The 17747-nt window shown below is 62.4% G+C and carries 30 protein-coding genes; 3 read left to right on the forward strand and 27 right to left on the reverse strand.

The annotated features are described in order from the left end of the window. Positions 1–164 precede the first annotated feature (164 nt). The 7 genes from AC1AUD_RS04885 to AC1AUD_RS04915 all read right to left on the reverse strand — a co-directional run bounded on the left by AC1AUD_RS04885 (position 165) and on the right by AC1AUD_RS04915 (position 3586). Positions 165–737 carry a hypothetical protein gene (locus AC1AUD_RS04885; RefSeq protein WP_476572630.1) on the reverse strand — a complete coding sequence of 191 codons (573 nt, stop codon included), beginning with the start codon at positions 735–737 and terminating at the stop codon, positions 165–167. A gap of 2 nt (positions 738–739) precedes the next feature. Continuing rightward, positions 740–1303 (reverse strand): hypothetical protein, encoded by a 564-nt coding sequence (locus AC1AUD_RS04890; protein ID WP_476572632.1) that lies wholly within the window; start codon positions 1301–1303, stop codon positions 740–742. Next, positions 1303–1665, reverse strand: coding sequence for a hypothetical protein (locus tag AC1AUD_RS04895; RefSeq protein ID WP_476572634.1), 363 nt, complete (start codon positions 1663–1665; stop codon positions 1303–1305). The genes AC1AUD_RS04890 and AC1AUD_RS04895 overlap by 1 nt, the downstream gene beginning before the upstream one ends. A 138-nt stretch (positions 1666–1803) precedes the next feature. Then, the gene (locus AC1AUD_RS04900) at positions 1804–2244 is read right to left on the reverse strand and encodes a hypothetical protein (protein WP_476572635.1); all 441 of its coding nucleotides are present in this window, start codon (positions 2242–2244) and stop codon (positions 1804–1806) included. A gap of 14 nt (positions 2245–2258) precedes the next feature. Beyond that, complete coding sequence (locus AC1AUD_RS04905) at positions 2259–2627, reverse strand: hypothetical protein (RefSeq protein ID WP_476572637.1); 369 nt, start codon at positions 2625–2627, stop codon at positions 2259–2261. 37 nt (positions 2628–2664) lie between these two features. Next, on the reverse strand, positions 2665–2919 hold the full coding sequence (locus AC1AUD_RS04910; protein WP_476572639.1) for a hypothetical protein: 255 nt from the start codon (positions 2917–2919) through the stop codon (positions 2665–2667). A gap of 118 nt (positions 2920–3037) precedes the next feature. Next, positions 3038–3586: a 5' nucleotidase, NT5C type gene (locus tag AC1AUD_RS04915; protein WP_476572641.1), complete on the reverse strand. Its 549-nt coding sequence runs from the start codon at positions 3584–3586 to the stop codon at positions 3038–3040. 412 nt (positions 3587–3998) lie between these two features. Here AC1AUD_RS04915 and AC1AUD_RS04920 point away from each other — a divergent pair, with 412 nt between their 5' ends. The 3 genes from AC1AUD_RS04920 (at position 3999) to AC1AUD_RS04930 (ending at position 6186) form a co-directional block, all read left to right on the forward strand. Then, positions 3999–4832 (forward strand): hypothetical protein, encoded by an 834-nt coding sequence (locus AC1AUD_RS04920; protein WP_476572643.1) that lies wholly within the window; start codon positions 3999–4001, stop codon positions 4830–4832. 33 nt (positions 4833–4865) lie between these two features. Continuing rightward, positions 4866–5543, forward strand: a complete 678-nt coding sequence (locus tag AC1AUD_RS04925) for a hypothetical protein (protein WP_476572645.1) — start codon at positions 4866–4868, stop codon at positions 5541–5543. A 166-nt stretch (positions 5544–5709) separates the two neighbouring features. Then, positions 5710–6186 carry a hypothetical protein gene (locus AC1AUD_RS04930; RefSeq protein WP_476572647.1) on the forward strand — a complete coding sequence of 159 codons (477 nt, stop codon included), beginning with the start codon at positions 5710–5712 and terminating at the stop codon, positions 6184–6186. On the opposite strand, the gene AC1AUD_RS04935 is transcribed toward AC1AUD_RS04930, so the two are convergent. From AC1AUD_RS04935 to AC1AUD_RS05030, 20 genes are all read right to left on the reverse strand, one after another. Further along, positions 6187–6513: a type II toxin-antitoxin system RelE family toxin gene (locus tag AC1AUD_RS04935; protein ID WP_476572649.1), complete on the reverse strand. Its 327-nt coding sequence runs from the start codon at positions 6511–6513 to the stop codon at positions 6187–6189. Next, entirely contained in the window at positions 6510–6818 is a 309-nt protein-coding gene (locus AC1AUD_RS04940; protein WP_476572651.1) for a type II toxin-antitoxin system prevent-host-death family antitoxin, read from the reverse strand. Before AC1AUD_RS04940 ends, AC1AUD_RS04935 begins: the two co-directional genes overlap by 4 nt. A gap of 165 nt (positions 6819–6983) precedes the next feature. Beyond that, positions 6984–7196 (reverse strand): hypothetical protein, encoded by a 213-nt coding sequence (locus AC1AUD_RS04945; protein WP_476572653.1) that lies wholly within the window; start codon positions 7194–7196, stop codon positions 6984–6986. Further along, a complete protein-coding gene (locus tag AC1AUD_RS04950) occupies positions 7189–7572 on the reverse strand; it encodes a hypothetical protein (protein ID WP_476572654.1) in 384 nt (127 codons plus the stop codon). The genes AC1AUD_RS04945 and AC1AUD_RS04950 overlap by 8 nt, the downstream gene beginning before the upstream one ends. A gap of 56 nt (positions 7573–7628) precedes the next feature. After that, on the reverse strand, positions 7629–8060 hold the full coding sequence (locus AC1AUD_RS04955; RefSeq protein ID WP_476572655.1) for a hypothetical protein: 432 nt from the start codon (positions 8058–8060) through the stop codon (positions 7629–7631). Positions 8061–8142: 82 nt separating this feature from the next. After that, entirely contained in the window at positions 8143–8856 is a 714-nt protein-coding gene (locus tag AC1AUD_RS04960; protein WP_476572657.1) for a hypothetical protein, read from the reverse strand. 55 nt (positions 8857–8911) lie between these two features. Further along, positions 8912–10348 (reverse strand): AAA family ATPase, encoded by a 1437-nt coding sequence (locus AC1AUD_RS04965; protein WP_476572659.1) that lies wholly within the window; start codon positions 10346–10348, stop codon positions 8912–8914. A gap of 132 nt (positions 10349–10480) precedes the next feature. After that, positions 10481–10816 (reverse strand): hypothetical protein, encoded by a 336-nt coding sequence (locus AC1AUD_RS04970; RefSeq protein WP_476572661.1) that lies wholly within the window; start codon positions 10814–10816, stop codon positions 10481–10483. Beyond that, complete coding sequence (locus tag AC1AUD_RS04975) at positions 10806–11585, reverse strand: hypothetical protein (RefSeq protein WP_476572663.1); 780 nt, start codon at positions 11583–11585, stop codon at positions 10806–10808. The genes AC1AUD_RS04970 and AC1AUD_RS04975 overlap by 11 nt, the downstream gene beginning before the upstream one ends. Further along, the gene (locus AC1AUD_RS04980; RefSeq protein ID WP_476572665.1) at positions 11582–11812 is read right to left on the reverse strand and encodes a hypothetical protein; all 231 of its coding nucleotides are present in this window, start codon (positions 11810–11812) and stop codon (positions 11582–11584) included. Before AC1AUD_RS04980 ends, AC1AUD_RS04975 begins: the two co-directional genes overlap by 4 nt. Before the next feature lie 20 nt (positions 11813–11832). Then, positions 11833–12327 carry a hypothetical protein gene (locus AC1AUD_RS04985; RefSeq protein ID WP_476572667.1) on the reverse strand — a complete coding sequence of 165 codons (495 nt, stop codon included), beginning with the start codon at positions 12325–12327 and terminating at the stop codon, positions 11833–11835. A 151-nt stretch (positions 12328–12478) separates the two neighbouring features. Next, positions 12479–12799: a hypothetical protein gene (locus tag AC1AUD_RS04990; RefSeq protein ID WP_476572669.1), complete on the reverse strand. Its 321-nt coding sequence runs from the start codon at positions 12797–12799 to the stop codon at positions 12479–12481. Continuing rightward, entirely contained in the window at positions 12796–13209 is a 414-nt protein-coding gene (locus AC1AUD_RS04995; protein WP_476572671.1) for a hypothetical protein, read from the reverse strand. The genes AC1AUD_RS04990 and AC1AUD_RS04995 overlap by 4 nt, the downstream gene beginning before the upstream one ends. A 236-nt stretch (positions 13210–13445) precedes the next feature. Beyond that, entirely contained in the window at positions 13446–14264 is an 819-nt protein-coding gene (locus AC1AUD_RS05000; RefSeq protein ID WP_476572673.1) for a helix-turn-helix domain-containing protein, read from the reverse strand. A gap of 112 nt (positions 14265–14376) precedes the next feature. Further along, positions 14377–15138: a DNA polymerase beta superfamily protein gene (locus tag AC1AUD_RS05005; protein WP_476572675.1), complete on the reverse strand. Its 762-nt coding sequence runs from the start codon at positions 15136–15138 to the stop codon at positions 14377–14379. A gap of 16 nt (positions 15139–15154) precedes the next feature. Beyond that, on the reverse strand, positions 15155–15595 hold the full coding sequence (locus tag AC1AUD_RS05010) for a hypothetical protein (protein WP_476572677.1): 441 nt from the start codon (positions 15593–15595) through the stop codon (positions 15155–15157). Beyond that, positions 15592–16275, reverse strand: coding sequence for a hypothetical protein (locus AC1AUD_RS05015; RefSeq protein WP_476572679.1), 684 nt, complete (start codon positions 16273–16275; stop codon positions 15592–15594). The genes AC1AUD_RS05010 and AC1AUD_RS05015 overlap by 4 nt, the downstream gene beginning before the upstream one ends. Next, complete coding sequence (locus tag AC1AUD_RS05020; protein ID WP_476572681.1) at positions 16272–16703, reverse strand: hypothetical protein; 432 nt, start codon at positions 16701–16703, stop codon at positions 16272–16274. Before AC1AUD_RS05020 ends, AC1AUD_RS05015 begins: the two co-directional genes overlap by 4 nt. A 12-nt stretch (positions 16704–16715) precedes the next feature. Continuing rightward, positions 16716–16847 (reverse strand): hypothetical protein, encoded by a 132-nt coding sequence (locus AC1AUD_RS05025; RefSeq protein ID WP_476572682.1) that lies wholly within the window; start codon positions 16845–16847, stop codon positions 16716–16718. A 35-nt stretch (positions 16848–16882) separates the two neighbouring features. Continuing rightward, complete coding sequence (locus AC1AUD_RS05030; protein ID WP_476572684.1) at positions 16883–17395, reverse strand: hypothetical protein; 513 nt, start codon at positions 17393–17395, stop codon at positions 16883–16885. Between the last annotated feature and the right edge of the window lie 352 nt (positions 17396–17747).

Below are 17747 nucleotides of genomic sequence, written 5' to 3' on the forward strand. Positions count from 1 at the left end.
TGCCTCGGATCGAGATCAGACGCGCGGCCAGGTCATCGATCTCCTCCAGACCGCTTCTGGCGCCAGTTTTGCATGTCTGTCGTTCAGCCGATACCTCAGTTGCGCATACTCGGCTTTAAGAGCTTCGAGCCTCTTGGCGTTCGCCTCCATGCGTCGCTCCCTTCTCACTTGCATTCGCTGTTATCGCTGGTCTCGGGGCATTCGTACCTGTACGTGTAGGCGCCCAGATACCGGTTCTGGACCTGGTGCGGGCCATGCCTGTCGCACCACTTGTCTATATGGTCCTTGCACCAGCGGGTGCCCTCCACGGTCCGTTTGCCGCACGCATTGAAGCCGATGGTGGCCATCTTGCAGCTGCCGTCGATGTCCCGGTTGTCTTCGAGCAGTAGGTCATGGTCGCGGTCGAGCCGGTCAAGCAGACGATTCACGTCAGCCAGCTTCGACTCGAGTTCGACCGTCTCGCGCGCCGCGTCGGTGAGCGTCGCCGCCTTCCGATTGAGCGCAACGCAATCCGTTGTGTCCGCGTTCGACACGTCGAGGAACGCTTTCTCGACTTGATCGCGCGTCAACTGGAGCTTGTTCTCAAGCCGGAACCTCCGATGCCGCAGGTCGATCCGGCGGCGTTCGATCCAATCCGCCTTCCCGTACTCCTCGAGTTCCCGCTCGTGCTCCTCCGCCTCCGCGAGATCGTCGAAGGTCCTGCCGTCGCTGGTCGCGTAAGTGGTGACTACTCCCATGTCTAATCCTCCTTGCCGCCGGCGCATTCCGCACATTTCAATAGGAACGTCTTGCCTCCCATGCGCTTCGCGTGGTCACAATGCTCCCCATGCCTGTCGCACCATTCGTCGACGTGCTTCTCGCACCAGCGCGTGCCCTCGACCGTAGGCTGCCCGCACGGGGCGCCGTCGACCAAGCGCATCCGGCAGGTGCCGTCCACGTCCCGGTTGTCTTCCATGAGCCGCGTATGGTCCTTGGGCAGGTTGACGAGCAGGTCATGTTGTTTCTCCTCCTCCATGCGCCGCGCGTCCACAGCCTCGCCTCTGAGCCGGGCGGCGAGTTCGGCGATCATCTGGTAGGAGGATTCGTCCGTCTCCTTCAGCTCGCCAAGGGTGAAACGAACCTGATGGTCGAAGCTCTTCAGCCACTTGTCCTTCTGCCGGATGCGTTCCATCACGTATTTGACGCGGCGTTCCAGCCAGTCCATGCCATCGTCCCGGCCGATGCGGCGCTCGTGCGCCATCGCCGCGCCCCTGTCCTCGAACGCCTCTCCGTCGCTGGTCATGTACATGATTCGAACGCCCATCACTCCTCCTCGGTGTCGTCCTGCCCTTGGGATGCGTCCCCGCCGAACGCGGCGCGCACGATCCGGTCCACGTTGAAATACCACTGTCCGTCTTCACGGGGGATTTCGACCAGCATCTCGCCGTTCGCGTCACGGCTTTCAAACTCGTCGATATGGTCGCGGTCATCCCAATCGATGCAATGGCTCTGCATCCAATCCATCTGGCGCAGGATCTCATCGAACACGCGCCGCGAGGCCTGCGAATCCGGCCCGTCCGACTCGAAGCGCAAGCTGTCGTTGGCGGCGACAACGCTGCAAATGTACATGGCGCTCGCCCTGTCGGAGGCGTCGTCGTAGCTGATCGTCATGGTCCTGCGGGTCATTTGCCCATCTCCTTGATTCGTCGTGTCGTCCATTCCTGGTCGAGTTCGTTGAGGACGTTCATGCTTTTCAGGTAAAGGCGCATGGCCCCCATCTGATTGTCGGCGCCCAGGCTCGCGTCATGCAGGATCCTGCGCGGGTCATCCGCCCCCCGCGCTCGTCCCGTCGCCGAACGGATTATCCCTGCATGCTTCCGGATACCGGCGGTGGAACTCCGACTGCCCGTAAGGACGGTCGATGGGGCAGTCGCAGCGCAGCGCGAACCCGTCGCCATGACGTTTCGACACGATGCGGTGCTGGCATACGAGGCAGGGAACGGCCGTCAGCACGTTCCACTCCTCGACGAGACGGCCCCATGTCTCGTCGGCCTCGACCACGAGGCTCGCGGCGGCGGACACCGTCTGGCGTTCCGAGAATCCGTGCGCGAAGGGGCAATGCGAGTCCTTCGCATGCGCCTCGATGACCCGCATCGTGTACGTCGTGATGTCTCCCGACATGGCCGCATCCTCGACCGCGATCACCGGCCTATGCCCGCAGACCGGGCACGGCACGCATCCACGGAACACCTGTGTGTCACCCATCGTCTTTCTCCTTCTCATTCGTCGCACGGCCAGCCGTCGCCGGGCAGTCCGGCCCACCAGTCGCCGCCACTGTGATGCGTGGCGAACGAACGTGATCTGTTGCATTCGACAGGTCCCGTCTCATTGATGGCGTGATGGTGGGGCCTGATCTTCTCCCATTCGTCGAAGTCACGGAAGTCATCGGGTCGGATCGTCCGCTTCGAGAACCAAGGGCGCAGATTCCCATCCTTGCGTATGCCGACCTTGATGATCGGGGTCCTGCCGCCCGAGTGCGCGCGCACCAGCAGGTGATGCGCGTCGGGCAGGCCGATGATGGTCAGGGCGATGGTCTCGCCGTTCTTTGCCAATGTCTCGCACTGGTTGCCGATCAGATATCCGCTCATTGTCAGTCCTTCCCCGTTTGGCCTCGCATGCCGTCCGTCACAGACGGCATGCTTTGTCCGCATGGTCGAACGCGCAGTCGGAGCATAGGTCGCGTTCATGGGTGCTGCAATAGGTGTCGTCGTCGCAGCACACGGTGCGCCCGCAGTCGGCGCACCTGTTCGCGCATTCCACGCAGACATGACGGCCGCACGCCTCGCATACGAATGCGGTCGTATCGTTGCCGTCGTACTCGCAATAGCCGCATTCGCAGGGGCCCGTGTACTCGCCGTCATGCAGGATGATGTCACCCATGATTACCCTCCTCGTCGCTCGTGTTTTCCCGTCGGGACTCTCATGCGTCCCGAACTCGCTGAATCACATCATGCCCGGATTGCTCAAGTCGGAACCGGGGCGACCGGAACGTGTGCCGTCACAGACTGGCGATGATGTCCGGCACGTCACGCCAGTCCTTGAACGTGAGGCCCGGCATCGAATCATCCAAGTACGGCCGGTCGGGATGCAATACGGTCTTGCCCGCGTCCGCAAGCGTCCCGATCGCATACGGGCTGTCCTCGACGTACAGGTCGGCGTCCAACAGGAGCTTTCCTCCCATCCACAGGCCCCGGTCCGCCGGCAATAGGTGGTGCGCGTTGAGCCAGCGCAATGTGTCCCCGTGCGTGTCGTCGCGGCGGCTCGTGCAGAACATCACTTGATGTCCCCTGTCTTCGAGCAAGTCAATCGTCTCCTCGACATATGGCAGGACCTCCTCCTTGAGGTACAGGCCCGAATCCACGGCCCTCGCGTGCATGGCACGGAACTCCTCGACCGTGCCGAACGGCCATGTCGGATCCACGAACCCATAGTCCGTGGGCCCGGTCATCGGATACTCGTCGAGCCCCGGATACCGTTCGCTGATGTACTCGCGCAGCGCGCCCGTGTAGTCGGCGATCGTGTTGTCGATGTCTATGGCGATCCTCATGGACTTTCCTTTCAACGTTTGTGCGATTTCATGCGTCCCATCATGCGATGGACGACCGGCGTGGACACGGGGCGACCGTGGGCCGGCGGTTCCTCTCCCGGCGATGCGCAGGATGGGCGCGCTACCATATGGTCCCGGTCGAAGGCATGGGACCTTCGGCTGAAACCCACAGAAAGGAAAACACGATGGGAATCAAGGAATCGATGATTCGCGGAATGGCCCTTTATGGGACCAACAACAGCTGCTACATGAGCAAGGCCATGGCCGAGACGGTCCTCCAAATCGCCAACGAAACCAAGCGCTGAAAGCCGGCTCATCAACGGGAACACGGACAACGGGGTCCGGTCCACTCCCCTTCTCTAGCCTCCCGACGCAGTAACAGGATGAATCCGGGGTGAAAGAGGAGGTTCCCATGGAAAAGAAGAAACGCAACGTCATCATCGCCGCCATCGTGGCCGCCTGTCTGATCGTCGGCGGCGGTGCCGGCTGGTGGTTCGGCTACGAGGCTCCGCACCGCGATGCCGAGGTCGCATGGCAGTCGGCCGTCGACAAGGTGAATGCGGAGAATGCGAAGCTCGACAAGGCCTTGGACAAGGCGGATAGGCTTGTCAAATCGAAGGCCGGCACGCTGGACCCGCAGACGAAGAAGGATGCCAGGCAGGTCGTCAAGGACGCGAAGAAGGAGCGACGTGCGGTCGGAGAGAAGCCAAAGGGCACGGACGAGCTGAAGATGCGCGCCAAGGAACTGGCCGAGCCGCTCGACTATTCGGCCGCGATCAAGAGGCTGGAGGATGCGGTCACGAGCGTGGACAATGGCATCCGCCAGCTCAAGCAGGTCACGGATCCGTCCCAGGATTTCATCGTGTCTCGTTTGCGGACGGTGCCGGGCGTGACGGGCATCGAGAGTGTAACCGAAGGCCATGATCCGAACGGGTTCCTGAACCGTCAGGGCGGATACACGGCCAGCATCTACTTCTCCTACGAGGGCATCGACCTGGCCCAGTTCGACGGCGACAACCTCGTGGACAAGGGCACTGAGTCCGGCGGCAACATCGAGGTCTACAGGACCAAGGATGACGCGGCGAAACGCGAGGCCTACCACGCCGCGTTCGACGGCACCGTGCTCTCCAGCGGCTCCCACACTAGGGTCGGCACCATCGTCATCCGGGTCAGCGACCAACTGCCCGCCGCCCAACAGCAGGCGGTGCAGCAGCAGATCGTGGACGCATTCACACGACTCGAATAGACCTAACACCCGGGAACGCGGAGGGAGTCCATCATGGCCCAGGTGATCCTGCATTCCGATTTCGACGGCGTGCTCAACGTGTTCCCGGATGCGAAGATGCTGCGTCGCGGCGGGCAGGACCGGCTTGGCTGGTTGAAGCCGGGTGATCCGCGCCTGCCCCTCTATTCGTTGGGGAATGCGTTCCGTTTCGACCGGTCGAAGCGGCTTTCATTGGGGTCTCCGTATGGGAAGGTGCGCATCCGTTGGAGTGGTGAACTGGCCGACGCCTATCGACGGCTCGTCGAGCCGGGCATCGTCGAACTGGATTGGCTGACCACATGGCAGCCGTTCACTCGCCTGCTCGACCTGGAGCTCGGATGGGTTGGCCTATCGGAGACGGTCCGTTGGTATGACCCCGTCACCGGCGCGGGACGTCTGACCGGCAAACTCACGGCCGTCCTGCGCCGCATCGAGGTCGAACGCGACTCCCCCGATCCGAAGCCAATCATATGGATCGACGACGAGGAATGCCATCCCAACCGGTTATCCGACATCGAAGCCGCCCGGCCGGCCATGCCCGTGCTCATGGTCAGACCCGACGAAAGGATCGGCATAAGCCGACGTCAATGGGCGCTAGTCGAACGGTTCGTCGGTGATCCGAGCGGTTTCCCCATGGTCATGTTGGACGAGGAACCGAGCATCGGGCGGAGGAACGGACACATGGGATTGTAAGAGAGCCGCTCAGGCCGGATTCTCTGTGAACGACGTCGCCGAAAATCCGGCCCTCGACCAATGACATGGCCGCGGCTCACTCAGGAACAGGACCGGAGACGTGCCTCGTCAGCGCGGGGACGCATGGATGCTGTTGCACAACGGAAAGCACATGGAGGAAGTTTCGATGAAGGCATGCATGAATCCCGGTCAGCGCAGAGGGTTCTCCAAGGCGATCCGGGACACGGGGCGAAGAGAGCGTGATTGCGTGGTGTACGAGTGGGAATGCGCGTGCGGGGGAAAGTGGGAGGGAGTGATCGACCAGAAGGGCGTCAACCTTTGTCCCGCCTGCCGCAAGAGCGTCTGGAAACGGAGACTGAGCGAATCGTGGATGCTTGAGAGGAAAAGACGGCAGTCGGTTTTCGCGAAGGAAATGGGCAGGGCCAACAAGCGTGACCTCGTCGGATTGAAGTTCGGTTTGCTCACCGTGCTCAGGGACACCGGGCTGCGAGACTCGCAGCGGCGCGTCCTGTGGGAGTGCGAATGCGAATGCGGCAACCATGTGGTGACAGCGGGAGGCTATCTCAAGAACGGGCGTCGTTCGTGCGGCAAATGCTCAAAGGCATATTGCAAGCCATGGGAGGTCGAGGTGGAGCGCGTGTGATCAGATGCGGCGCGCCGCCTCCTCGTATACGGCGTTGTCGTCGCGCACGCTGACGACGATGGCTGGCATTTCTCGTTCCGTCCGTTCCAGACGGTAGACGATGCGGATGTCGTCGCCGCGTAGTTTGACTTTCAGCAGTCCGGTCAGGTTGTGGTTGCGTTTGTTGCCCAACGGCTTGCCGTAGCCGCCTTCGGTGAAGGGCAGTGGGTTTCCACCGACCTTGTCGACCGCCGCGCGAACGTGGCTTATGACTGGTTCGCGCAGTCGCCTGATGTCCTTGGCCGCGGCCTTGGTGTACAGGACCTTCCATTTTGCGTCGGCGGTCATTCGAACTCCGGCTCGTATCCGTCGTCGGCGGACTTGTGGTCCTTGCCATACACCTCGTCGGGGGTCAGGCGGGTGCCGTCGTCGTCCCTCAGACGGTCCATGGCCTCCCGGTAGAGCGCGAAGTCCTCTTCGGCCTGGGTCAGTCTCCTGTAGTCGTCGGGTGTGATGATGACGGCGCTGGGCCGGTTGTTCTTCAGCACCACCACGGGGTTGTCGTTTCCGACGCGGCTCAGGGCTTTGCTTGCGCCGCCGTGGTTGAGGCTGGTTACGGAGATCATGTTGTCGAGCAGTGTTGCGACCGGCATTCCATCCTCCCAAGTCGTATACGGATAAGTACCCTCAATCGTATCCATTCGTCAAGGGAAGCACAACCCATCCAGATTGACGCGCCTCGATACTAGACTGGCTTCCTAGCCGATCCGCCCAGTCCGCGGAAACGGTTTCCTGGCACGCCGCGGCGTGCCTTGCTTTTATCCGCGCCTGTCCACGTCGAGGCGGTTGCCGGGCCCGCAGACGATGGTCAGTCCGGGGCCCATGAGGATGATCTGCCCCCAATGGTTCGCGTCGGCGAACCATAGTTCCTTGTGGTTTCGGACCTGTTCTACGGCGAGGCGCACCGTGTCGGGGCTGACATAATCGGGCGCATCCGCCGCGACGAGGCGGACCAGTCGTTCGCTAAGCATCCTGCTCGATGTCCTCCGGCTTGCTGGCGGCCGTGATCTCGGTGATCCTGTGCTTGGGGATGACGATCGGATCGGTCTGGGACCAGTATTGGGGTCCGCCTTTGAGGGTGACGGTCCCGTAGCATTCGCCGCCGATCATATCGCGGGTTTCCTTCCATCCGGCGTCGAGATAGTAGGCGAACGTGGTGTCGTCGTCGAGCTGGACCTTGATCGGCCGGTCGTTCGGCAGGATGCTGTCGAGCCCCTCCGCCTCGTGGAGCCGGCTGGCGGCGATGGAGCTGACCGCGAGGCAGAGCACACCCATTTGGTCCTGCGAGTTGCCCGCGCTGTCGAGCAGTTGCTGCGCGAGCTCGTAGTTGTCGATTGTCTCCATCATGGTTTCCTCCCGTGGTCGTTCCTTTGCCAAGGCCATGCGTCCCCGGCCTCTTGGGATCAATCCTCGCTGATGGTTCCGTCCGTTCGGGAGGCCGACCGGGCGCGCGCCGCACGCTCATCCCCGCACAGGCGGATGTATCTGCGGATGCTCTGCGCGAACGCTCCGGCGGCCATGCCGACCGTCACGCATTCGACCAGCGCCGCGGGCAATGACAGTCCCTCGCGGTATGCGATGGCGCCGAGCATGGCGGCCGCGACCCAGCCGACCATCCACGCCGGCAGACTCCACTCGACGAGGTCCACGTCGGGCAGTGGGTCACCGCGCCCGATGGTGATCGCGAAGTCACGGAAGGCGAGCGCCATGGCGGTCAGGCCGCACAATGACAGGGCGAGCGCCTGGAACAACGGGGACGCGGCGCGGGTGCCCCAGATCGCATACATCCATGCAACGCAGGCGGCGAGAGAGGCCGTGTGTCGGATCCATTTCATAACGTTTTCCTTTGGTTGGGGTTGTTTCCAACCTAGGATGCGTCACATTGCCATGGTTCGCGGAACGCGGGCCAGGATGACGTCAGTTGCTTCTCTCCGCTTTGGTGGTTTTGATGAATTCGTCGACGAGGTACAGGTTCGAGCCACGTTGCAGCGAACCGTCCCCGGTCGTCGCCCGCTTCCATGAGTCGATCCACGAGGGGCTTCCCTGCATGCTCCAAAGCCGCTTCACTGCCTTGCGATAGAGTTCGGGCTGCGCGCCGAACAACGTCGACAGTTGCGCGGAGATGCGTTCCTTCTCTCCGTCGGAGAGATTGTCCGGATTGCCGAGGAACGCGTGCTCGAGGTTGCGGGACACGTAGAACAACCGGTATGGGACGCTCCACCTGTCGAGGGTGACGTGGCTCATACCGAGGAGTTCGCGGGTGCCGCGACGTTTCTCCTTGTTTCGCTTCGCGATTCCGCCGGGGTTCTTCGAGTGTATGGCGTGCAGATCGTACCGCACCTTGGATGCCCGCTCGTCCATTCGGATCTTTTCGTCGTCCACGAACGCTCCGTCGAGGTCGGTGACGTGGATGATGTGGGAGACATCGTGCCACGTGAGTTCGGTATGGAACGCGAGGTATCGCTCGACCGTTTCACGGATTATCTCGCGCATCGGCGTATGTTCCGTCCACTGGTAGCCGTTCCTCTCCGCGTCCTCCAGATGCATTCTGACGATGGTGACGTCGAAATGGTAGGCGAGCCCGTCCACGGCACGATCCGAATACAAAGCCCGCAGGGCCCTTGCGACCACGTCCTAGTCGCTGGGGCCCTCGACGAGGACGAGAAGGGTTTTGCGCGCCATGCGGTCACTCGCCTCCGATCAGAGCCCGGAGGGCCCGGTCGACGTCCCCGTTGTCCTGCCCGGGATGCCCGGCGCGGTACATGCCCGTGGCGATGCTTTGCTCGTCGGTCATCCTGTAGAGGATCTGGTCGCCGTCGGAGGTGAGGTTGGAGATGTATCGGGAGCGAGGGTTGTGGACCTCCCTGATGTTCCGGCGGACCGCGAAACGCTCCCCCGGATTGACGGTCGTGACCACGATGCTGCTGTTCGGCATTGTCTCCAAGGTGCGTAGATTGTGCGCGGTGAACACCAGCTGGCCATGCGCCCGTTCGGACATGACCGCCGCTATCTGGCCCAGCAGGTATTCGAACACACCGGAGTCCAATTCGTCGATCGCAGTGAATGCATCCGGCTCGTTGTACGAGTGGATCAGGTGGGATAGCAGGGACGTGAGCCTGACGATGCCCTCGGATTCGCAGCGGAACGGTATCCGGATACTGTCGTCGCGCACGCTAAGGAACTCGACCTTCACACCCTCGCTTCCGTCCGCCAGCTTGGCGCTGCCTTTGTCCCGGGCCTCGATGTTCAGGCCGGGCACCAGCCGGGGCAGGACTTCGTTGAACGTCTTCAGGCTTTCCTTGAGGGAGGAGAAGGCCTGAAGCCCGACCATATTGTCTCCCAGCAGATCGTACATGCGCTCGTCGTCGGGCATGCCCGCCGCGTTGGGCAGGATGATGTAGTTGAAGCTGGCGGGCGCGGTGCGGGAGGTCTGGGCGACGAACATGTCATGCAGGGCGAAATGGGTGAGCCTGTCCACCGCCTTCGCCAATGGTTCGAGGCGGTGATCGACGTATTCCTCGGTCTTGGCGTTGTATTCCTCTGTTTCCTTGTATCGGTCCGCGATGCCCTGCAGATGGTCCCTGTAGAAGACGTATGACATGGACGGGTCGAACGTCTGGGTTTCCGCGTAGGCGACGTCGAGGAGGATGCTCTGATCGTTTCTGAGGATGTCGTTCCATATGTACGCGGGGGTGAGCTTGAATTTCTTCCTGCCCGGCTTGTCGGGATCCCCGTCGAGTTCATGCGCGAACACGGGGCGTCCCATCTTGGCGGGGTCGTCGCCGATTCGCATGGTTTCGCCCTTGATCCGCAGCCTGTTGTCTTCGCCGCCTTTGATGAACGTCGCATCGTATTGAACGAGCGTCCCATCTATCTCGAACAGGGCGGTCACGGTCATGTCCGGGGCTCCGTAGCGGATGTAATCGGCGCTGTTGGGGGCCAGCCGCATGCCCGCCATGATCTCACGGAGGCATTCGAGGATGTCGATGACCGCCGTCTTGCCAGACCCGTTCTGTCCGTAGATTCCGGTGACGGAGCCTCCCGCACCGTTCGTCTGAAAATCGATGGCGCCATGAACCACGTTCTTGACGTTCTGCATCTCCAGTTTTTTCAGCCGGATCATTTCAGCTCCTCATTGACAAAAACTCTTGAAAAACGTATAAAACATACATATTTACAGACTTATTGTATCCCCGTGGAAGAAAAGACCCAAACAGGCACGCCAAAACAACAAAAAAGCCCTAAATCGTCTGGCTTATGCCGCTCCCTCCAGGACGAACCGGATGATGAGCACACCCACCGCGGCGACCGCCAGGAGTTCGAGGAGGGCCGTGAGCGCTGTCCCGCACCGGAGGCCCGCCAGGTATCGGCGGAACAATCGCTTGCGGTCGGCGAGCATGCGATACCAGTCCGCTTCCGCCTGGTCGAACCATTGGCCGCTGGTCTCCGGCGGACCATACTTGGCCAGATGCTCGGCGACCGTGGGCATGGGGTCCGCCGGCCACGGCTCATGCGAGAACCGGGCGAACGGGCCGGCGATGCGCATGCCGCGTCTGACCCCGTCCAGGAAGCCGCCGTGCTCACCTGCCATCGTCGGCGCCTTGGATGAGCCGGCGGGTCTCCTCGATTCCGGCGAGCTCCCTATCGGCGCCTTCGGCCGCATCATGGCGTTGCAGCCAGTCGTCATACCGATCCTCCGCCCTCCGCTTCCAGTCATGGAGGGCGCCTTGCCACGTAGACCCCTGGCCGGTCGTGCATGCGCACGAGCACGCGTAGGGCCGGTCCTTGTCCTCGACGCCGTGGAGACGCGGCCTCGGATCCCCGTGTTCCCGCTCGCACATGCGGCACGAGGCGGCGGCCAGCGTAAGCCAGTCGTCGACAAGGTCATTCCATTGTCTGGAGATGTCACGCTCGTATTGCGCGGTCGCCCTGCCCAATTGCGGGTGGGCCTCGCAGGAGATGAACACGCTCCCCCACTTGTCCCTGCTCGGGAACACCTCATGCCGGCAGATCGGACAGGGCGCGGGCATGCCCGCATACAGGTCGTGCCAGTGTCGTTCCGGCTCCTCGTGCGCGTATCCGTGCGCGTCGGCCCACTCGTTCCACTCGCGGATCGCCTGCCCGGTCTCCGCCTTCCGGCCGAGCATGATGCGAGGCGCGGTCACCGTGAACGGCTCATACCCGTCCGCTTTGAACCGGCGTGCGTGCCCGTTGGCGCAGTCCGCCCAATACGCGAGGGTCGCGTCCCCTTTCGGCGGCTTCGCCCTCGTGCCGTACAGGCGCATGCTCGTCCCGCACACCGGGCATGCGTGAAGTTCTCCCGGATAGTCGCGGGACCAATCCGAATCGCCAATCATCATCGTTCCTCCTTGTCATGAAGTCTTTGCGCCGCGAGCAGCCTGCGGTCGCACCAGTCGCGGATGCCCTCGAGATCGCATTCATCCAGCCACTGCTCGAGGTCCACCACGCCGGACTCCTCGTCAACGACCTCGATGCATGGCCCGCATTCCGTATTGCAGAAGCGGACGATCCCGTCGACCACCTGATAATCGTCGCCCCGAAGCGGGGGCAGCATGTTCCTTCCCATGGTTCTCCTTCCCGTCCCGTCTATTCGGCGTCCCCGTCCACGCGGATCATGCTCCTCATCTCCTCGATCCGGAGGATCACCATGTCCGCCTGAGTGAACGCGCGGCGGCGACGCTCCCATGCCGCGTGCTTTTCGTCCGTCTCACGCTTCCACCCGTGGAACGCCTTACGCCATGTGACGCCGAAGGCCTTGGTGCATTCGCATGAGCACACGTAGGGGCATTCCACGTCCTCGCGCGCCGTCAGACGTGGCGTGCCGTCCCACCCCTGCCGGTCGCATTCGGCGCATGCCGCGTCGGCGAACAGACGCCAATCGTCCGCGAGCCCGTTCCACTCCCCGACCATCCCCTCGATGCCACGCTCGTCGAGCGCAGCCTGCCCGAGTCCGGGATGCTCACTGCAGGCGAGGAACACGGCGCCCGTTTCGTCCTCAAGGGGCTTGACCTCCCGCTGGCAGACCGGACAGGGCTCCACGAACCTGGAATCGGTTTCGTTTAGGATACTGGGGTCGATCATCGCTTTTCCTTTCGCTGTCCCGACTATCGCATGCGTCCCCCATGCTTGGATGGGGCGACCGTGGGACATGTCGGAAAGGGCGGAAAAAGATCCGGCCCCTCCACCCATTGCGGGAAGAGGGGCCGGACCGCGGCGACGACGCGAACAGTCGTCACATGACGGCGCTGGCCTTGACCATGCGCACCGGCTGGGCGAGCTTGCGCTCGATATGCGCGCACGCCATGCCGGCGAGACTGGCGGCGATCCCGTATCTTTCGCAGGTCTCCTTGTCGGCGACGGCGGTCGCCAAGTGCGGCCCGTCCTGGATATAACGCCCGTGGCCGACGATCCCGCCGTCCGCGGTGATGAACGCGATCATGTCGCCGGTCGCCCGCTCCGCCCACGAGGCGAGTTCCGTGGGGTCGGCGTCGGGCGCTTCGAGCCGGTCGAGTTCCAGACGCGCCTTCGAAATGTAATACGGGTGGGACGTCATAGTTCCTCCCAGAGTCGTTTCGACGGCAGGTTGCCCCGCAGGCACAGCAATCCTATGGCCTCGAGCTCCCCGTCGTCACGGGGCATGTCGAACAGGCATCGGGTGCGCTCTCCGCTGCCTTCGCCGCCCTGGTTCCAGCCGCGGATCACGTCGACGATCATCGCACCCATGTCGAACTCGCGGCCGGTCGACCACGAGTAGGCCTTCCAAGAGACCTTCCACGCCTCGACCTCGACGCTTCCCTCGGAAAACAGACCGGCCAGCGTGTTCTCCTTGGCGAGGACCAGATGCTCTACCTTAAGGTCGTGGTCTCGTTCCGTGTCCTCGATCTTCCTGAACCGCTGGGAATCCAATTCCTTCAACGCTTTGCGGATGGTCGCCTCGTCGGCGTTCTCCTTGATTCCTATCATCGCTTGTGCTCCTCTCATTGTCTTGCTGTGATATGGGATGTGGGACACTCCGATTTCTGGAATGCCCCATGGGAGAGCCCCGCCAAGGCGGGGAGCAAAAACAACGATCGTCGTCGGCGACACAGGAGCGAATCCTGGCGTCCGACCATAGCGCAGTGACATCGTCCGTGCGCGGGGCCGTTCGAACGATGGGTTTTGGCGTCGTGGTGGAAGAGGCCCGCGTCTTTCGACGGGGCTTACCTGTCTTCGAGGGCGGGGATGAATGAGATGCGCATGGCTTTGTTCCTGTCTGATGCATGCTGGGCGATGCTTCTGTGCCAGGCCGCGGGCATGCCGTCTGGTGATTCGGCTTCGGTTCGGGGGACGGTCGCCCGAGTCTGGGGGCGTATGGAGTCCACGGCGGCGTCGAACGTGCCTTTGAGCGCCAGTAGGTCGTCGGCGTATTCGGCCGGTGGCAGGCGTTCGCGTTCCCATCTTTTGACGCTGTATTCGGCGACGTTCCAGCGGTTGGCGAGCCATGCCGTCGTCAATCCCATGCCTTCGCGGAGGCATTTGAATTCGGCGCAGGACAATGGGGAGGAACGCCCGTCGGGGTCTCCGACCCATTCGATGGCATCCAGCACCGCGTTTCTTGCCGCTTTGCGTTCCTTGCGGTACGGGTCTTTGTCGATGGTCGGCTCCTCCGATTCCCATGGGTCGCCGTCCTGCGTGAAAAAGAAGTCCGGGGAAAATTCCTTGAGCCCGGCTAGGGCGAGCGTCGGATACGATTCGTATGAGACGATGCGGTTCTCTTTGCCGGTCTCGCCTTCGCGGCATGTGATGATGACCTTGGATATTCCGGCGCCTTCCGCGGCCTTGATCGTCGCGACGCGGTTCAGCGTGGTGTCGCGCTCGGTGGCGCGGATGACGTATTCGTGGATTTCCTCGCGGCTTCGACGCCTGTCGTCCGGCCCTGTCTCCCATGTCGTGGTGAGCCTCTGTACCTGATTGTCGCTGCATTTACTCAGGCATAGCTCGATCCAGCTTCGCGCCGCCCTTGGTATGTAGTCGGTCATGGCTTCCTCCTTGCCACCTCCGGATCCCGGGCATTCCTCGAGAATCCTGCGCCGCCTTTTATGCGGGCAATCATACCACAGCCGGTTACAAATAGTAACCGACATGCCTTTCTCATGCGTCCCGCAATGCCATCATCGCCGTCTGCATGAGAATCGGCCGCACAAGATCGCGGAATTCGTTCTCATCCAACGGCTCCGGCAGGTTCGAGCCGTCTACCGTTGCCGGCTCGCCGTCATGGATGTCGAGCAATCGGTCGAGTTCCTTGGGGTCGCGTCCGTGTTCGCGGATGTCCAATAGTTCGGACCAGTCTTCGGCGCGGCGCACGTTCAATCGTCCGGTCTGGGCGAGTTCGAGCATCATCCTGTGGATGCGGACGGCGTGCATCATCGCCTTGCGGGCGCGCTCCGGTTCGCTCGTGGGTCTCGACGCGATGTGGCGGGCGTGCATCATGTAGCCCTCCATGGGCTTGAGGCACGAGCGGGTCAATAGGCGTGATCTCAGGCCGATGACCTGGCGGCCTATCGAATCCGCGTACAGGAGACAGTCGGCCGGCAGGGCGAACAATTCGATGATGTTCGGGTTGCCCCGCCACAGCATGGTCAATGTCTTCCGGACGCTGCGAAGCGTCACATCCACGCCATCCAGATGCCTTTCGTTGAAGTCCTCCTGGAAGCAGATCTCATCAAACGTGGGCGGCGTCATGCAGCGTACATCCCAATCGGAGTCCTCGTGGTTCAACCCGTAGGCTCGGCTGCCGGCCACATACACTAGGCTCGCATACGGAACCTCGGCGAGAATCCTGTCCCGCAGTTCGGCGGGAAGCCGGTTCATCTTCGCCTCATAGGCGAGCCGTTGTTCCCAGCTCAGGTTCACTCGATCCTTCCTTCTCTCAGTAGATGGTCCGATTTCCGGATGTTTCGCAAAGCCACCGTCTAACGGAACGGACCGCGCCACAGACGATGAACGTCACGACCAGCACGCAGGGCAGGAGCCAGAGTCCGAGAGACACCGGCTCCTTGAGGGCGAGGAGCAGAAGGCCGAAGCCCGGCAGGTAGGGCAGAATCATGGCGCAGACGGTGACTCGTGTGTTTCCGATACCATACCCGACGAGGATCGTCGTGATGTTCGACAGCGCGGCGCAGACAACGAAGGTCAGGATGACGGCGGCCACGAACAGCCACTTGTCCCGGACCGGGTCGTACCCAGGCTCTGCGACGATGCTCATGAACAGGGGCGCTGCCACCGCAAGCAACAACGGACTGAGCATAAGCGTCCATTTGAGTGCGCGCCTGGCCTTCTCCTCCTCCGGATCATCCATGGGATCGTTCACCGACCGCTCCTTTCCATCAGTTCGCACAGGCGTTTCGACTGTCCTACGGTCATCATCCCCCTGTCGAGGCAGTCCCAGAGCCGCAGGGCCTCCCCGCGCTCCCCGTCGTCTAGGAGTTCGAGCCGGTCGCGCAACCATGCCGCATCCATCCTATTGACCGACAGCGGGTCCGTGACCAGACGCACCTTCAGCGTGGGCCACACGGCACGCCACTCCATGTCGTAGGCCCGACGGTCCGGATCATCCATGCTCCACTTCCCCGTCCACCACTGGCGGGCGAGGAAGGACACGAAGATCAATGACAGCGCCACGCCGACGCACACGCCGACAAGCAGCAGGGCGCGCAACCAGGAAGGCGCCTGCGGGAACCACACGTACCACAATAGGAACAATGGCATGAGCGAACATACGATCCGACTCCACCGGCGGGCGGCGCCCGACGCCACCGCGATCCGGTCCACCATCCGCATGGCCGCCACCATCGCGGCGATGGCGAGCAGGGGCGTGAGCGTGTGGGAGTTGACGAGGTCGTTGGAGAGGAAGCTGCCGTCGACCGCTCCGGGCAGGACCTCAAGCAGAATCAGGAACAGCAGTGTGAACGCCACATCCCCGCAAGCCTTGTTCAGCTCCCGGCGCACCATGCCCGGCACCGCCCCGTTACGCTCCTTGATCTTGTTCATCGTTTCCCCTCCTTGATGCGCGTGATCCTGCCCACGCCCGGCAGCCGACGGCCCTCCTTGTCGAAGAGATCGACGTAGTTGTCAGAATACATGGTGCCGTCAGGTTGTATCCCGTACCCGTCGTGGTTCCTGTACAGCCACATCTGACCAGTCACCGTCTCGCCGTCGACGACGGCCGTATACCGGTGCCTCGCCGGATACCTGTGCTCCACCCACAGCCAACGGGGATGATGGAAGAGCATGTGAAGGAATGCCTTGAGATATCGCATCAGCGCGTTGCCGCACCTGATATGCTTCCCGCATGTCAGACAGGTCCAGATCCAACGCCTCGGCCGCAGACCCGCGACTAACAGGTACCCGGCGAGCGCGAGCAACGCCACGGCGAACGGGGTGAGCATGCCCAGCATGTAGATCAGCCACGGAGCCATCGGCTCTCCTTCTCAATCGAAATGAACCGAGCCGAACGGGTTGAACGGCTTCAAGGATTCTTTGGCATGCCGTTCGATCTTTTCCACCGTTCGTTCGACGAGCGCTGGGATGCGTTCCCCCTCCGGCGGGATCTTCCCTTGCATGGGCCTATGGTCCGAGGCGATGGATCCGCTTCTGGTCATGCCGTGGCGTCCTCCGAATAGTGTTCGCGGAACCATCCGTAGGTCCATTCCAAGGCCTTCGTGTCCCGTGGGCCGCGTTCGTCCAGATATTTGAGCCATTCGGCGAGCTCCAGCCCGTCGAAGCGTCCACGCTCCAGCAGGATGCGGGCGAACGAATCCAATCGCCTGTCGAACCTGCGGCGTTCCTCCGGGCCTAGGCGGCTCGGGGTCGGCGTGGTCGCATCGATCATCGGCAGGCTCTTGATCTGCAGCTCCCAGTACCGGTCCGAGTCGAGGGGAAGCGCGGCGTCGGAATCAACGTCGTAGACCACCCAACGGTATCCGATGAACGTCCCGTCCAGGCGTGAGCGCAGCGCGGGAAACAGCGCGTAGGCGCGCCCGTCGCGTTCGATCACGAACATGTCGCGCAGCAGGATCGACTGGCCTTTAGCCGGGAAGAGCGCGTTGATTCGGCCCTTGATATGGTTCAATGACTCCAATGGCTTCGATTCACCAAGCGTATTGTGCATAACAGTCCTCGCATATCTTGTATTCGTGGTGGCCGAACAGCCACGAACTGACGACCTCGTATCGTTCCCGGCATTCCGGCCGCAACACTCGCACCGACATCGCTCCGGCTTCTCCACCGCGGTTGTTTCGCCGCGCTGCTGGGCGTGGACTTCGTCCAATACCTGGGCGACCGTCCTATGCGCTACATGGTCATGCCAAGACCAGTCGGCCTTGAAATCGAGGATGGGCCGCAGGTCCCGCGCATGACGCGCATGCTCCAGGCAGACGGGCCGGTGAACTACGCGCCACCTGAAGGTGACGGCTTCGCGGGTTTCGCCCCATTGCCGGGAATCTCGTCGGATTCCTTTGGTC

The sequence above is a fragment of the Bifidobacterium sp. LH_730 genome, assembly GCF_056355835.1.